General features: G+C 56.8%; 1 tRNA gene and 2 rRNA genes (1 of these 3 only partly in view). All 3 read right to left on the bottom strand.

The window, feature by feature from the left end:
- Positions 1 to 235 precede the first annotated feature (235 nt).
- Positions 236 to 312: transfer RNA gene (locus P9230_RS15630), tRNA-Met, on the bottom strand.
- A 210-nt stretch (positions 313 to 522) separates the two neighbouring features.
- A 5S ribosomal RNA gene (gene rrf / locus P9230_RS15625) occupies positions 523 to 637 on the bottom strand.
- A gap of 225 nt (positions 638 to 862) precedes the next feature.
- Positions 863 to 2500: ribosomal RNA gene (locus tag P9230_RS15620) — 23S ribosomal RNA — on the bottom strand; it runs 1291 nt beyond the window's last position.

The following is a 2500-nucleotide window of genomic DNA, read 5'->3' as shown; positions in this document are numbered from 1 at the left end:
TGCGGGACGCCGTGCTTGTTGCTCCCGAGGACCTCGCTGGCGGCTTCGCATCGAAGCGCGCCGCCGAAACGCAAACGGCCTGCGTTGGCGGGCCGTGGATTGGTGTGGGGGACAGGATTTGGCTTGTCTGCCGGCGCTGCGTCGGTTCGCTGCTTGCGGGCCTGATGACCGCTCACATCAGCCGGCCAGTATGGCCAGATACAAAAACGCCCGCACGAGGCGGGCGTTTTTGGATTGGTTGCGGGGACAGGATTTGAACCTGTGACCTTCAGGTTATGAGCCTGACGAGCTACCGGGCTGCTCCACCCCGCGTCACCATAGAGGTAAGTTTGCGCTTACCGTATTCAAGGGACCGCCCAATGAAAGGGCCGCTTGCGCGGCCCGGGATCCCGTTTGGCGGGCCTAATGCATGTCGCTCAAAAGTGTTAGCGGTTTTGAGGCAACGACATGCATCACAACAATCGCAAGGAGAAGATTTGTCTGCATCCGGATCCGGATGTGAGATGAACGTGCGCTTGGCAGACCTGGCAGCGACCTACTCTCCCGCGTCTTGAGACGAAGTACCATCAGCGCTGGAGCGTTTCACGGCCGAGTTCGGAATGGGATCGGGTGCAGCCGCTCCGCCATAACCACCAGGTCGGCGAAACGCACGTTCAAATCGAGAAGCTGTTCAAGCGCGATCCAAAGGATCGTCGTTTTGTGCCAAGGCGACGTCTGCGTTTTGCCTACGGGCGAAGCCCGCAAGCGCGACTGCGCGTCGCCGGTCGTCCGGCGCCCTCGCGGAGCATAGGCCCGTAAGGGCCGCTCATGCGTGAGCGCAGGCAGACCATCCGACTTTGTCGGATGGATATTAGGAATGAGAACGATCAAGCCGATCGAACTATTAGTACCGGTAAGCTTCAAGCGTTGCCGCTCTTCCACACCCGGCCTATCAACGTGGTCGTCTTCCACGGTTCTCAGGGAATACTCGTTTCAAGGTGGGTTTCCCGCTTAGATGCCTTCAGCGGTTATCCCGTCCGGATATAGCTACCCTGCAATGCGGCTGGCGCCACAACAGGTCCACCAGAGATCCGTCCATCCCGGTCCTCTCGTACTAGGGACAGATCCTTTCAATATTCCTACACCCACGGCAGATAGGGACCGAACTGTCTCACGACGTTCTGAACCCAACTCACGTACCGCTTTAAATGGCGAACAGCCATACCCTTGGGACCTGCTCCAGCCCCAGGATGCGATGAGTCGACATCGAGGTGCCAAACAACCCCGTCGATATGGACTCTTGGGGGTCATCAGCCTGTTATCCCCGGCGTACCTTTTATCCGTTGAGCGATGGCCCTTCCACACGGGACCACCGGATCACTATGACCGACTTTCGTCTCTGCTCGACTTGTCAGTCTCGCAGTCAGGCAGGCTTATGCCATTGCACTCAGCGAACGATTTCCGACCGTTCTGAGCCCACCATCGCGCGCCTCCGTTACTCTTTAGGAGGCGACCGCCCCAGTCAAACTACCCACCATACATTGTCCCGGACCCGGATAACGGGCCGCGGTTAGACATCCATAGTGATAAGGGTGGTATTTCAAGGGTGGCTCCACCTGAGCTGGCGCCCAGGCTTCAAAGCCTACCACCTATCCTACACATGCCACTACGAATGCCAATGTAAAGCTATAGTAAAGGTGCACGGGGTCTTTCCGTCTAACCGCAGGAACCCCGCATCTTCACGGGGAATTCAATTTCACTGAGTCTATGCTGGAGACAGCGGGGAAGTCGTTACGCCATTCGTGCAGGTCGGAACTTACCCGACAAGGAATTTCGCTACCTTAGGACCGTTATAGTTACGGCCGCCGTTTACTGGGGCTTCGATTCAGAGCTTGCACCCCTCCTCTTAACCTTCCAGCACCGGGCAGGCGTCAGACCCTATACGTCGTCTTGCGACTTCGCAGAGCCCTGTGTTTTTGATAAACAGTCGCTACCCCCTGGTCTGTGCCACCCTCCTCTGCTTGCGCAAAAAAGGGTCACGCTTCTTCCGAAGTTACGCGTGCAATTTGCCGAGTTCCTTCAGCATAGTTCTCTCAAGCGCCTTGGTATACTCTACCAGACCACCAGTGTCGGTTTCGGGTACGGTCTATAAGGAGGAGCTATTTCCTGGAACCACTCCGCTGCCCTTTCAATCCGATAAGATTGGACAACTTGTGTGATCCGTCACTACCTCCAGGCTCACGAATATTAACGTGATTCCCATCGACTACGCGTTTCCGCCTCGTCTTAGGGGCCGGCTAACCCTGCTCAGATTAACTTTAAGCAGGAACCCTTGGTCTTTCGGCGGGGGAGTCTCTCACTCCCCTTACGTTACTCATGTCAGCATTCGCACTTCTGATACCTCCACCGCCCCTCACGGGTACGGCTTCACTGGCTTACAGAACGCTCCGCTACCGCTCGTGATTGCTCACGAACCCTAAGCTTCGGTGTATGGCTTTAGCCCCGTTACATTTTCGGCGCA

This window comes from Mesorhizobium sp. WSM4887 (assembly GCF_029625865.1).
Taxonomy (GTDB): domain Bacteria; phylum Pseudomonadota; class Alphaproteobacteria; order Rhizobiales; family Rhizobiaceae; genus Mesorhizobium.
Note: the sequence above shows the minus strand (reverse complement) of the source record. Positions and strands in the feature narration are given on the sequence as shown.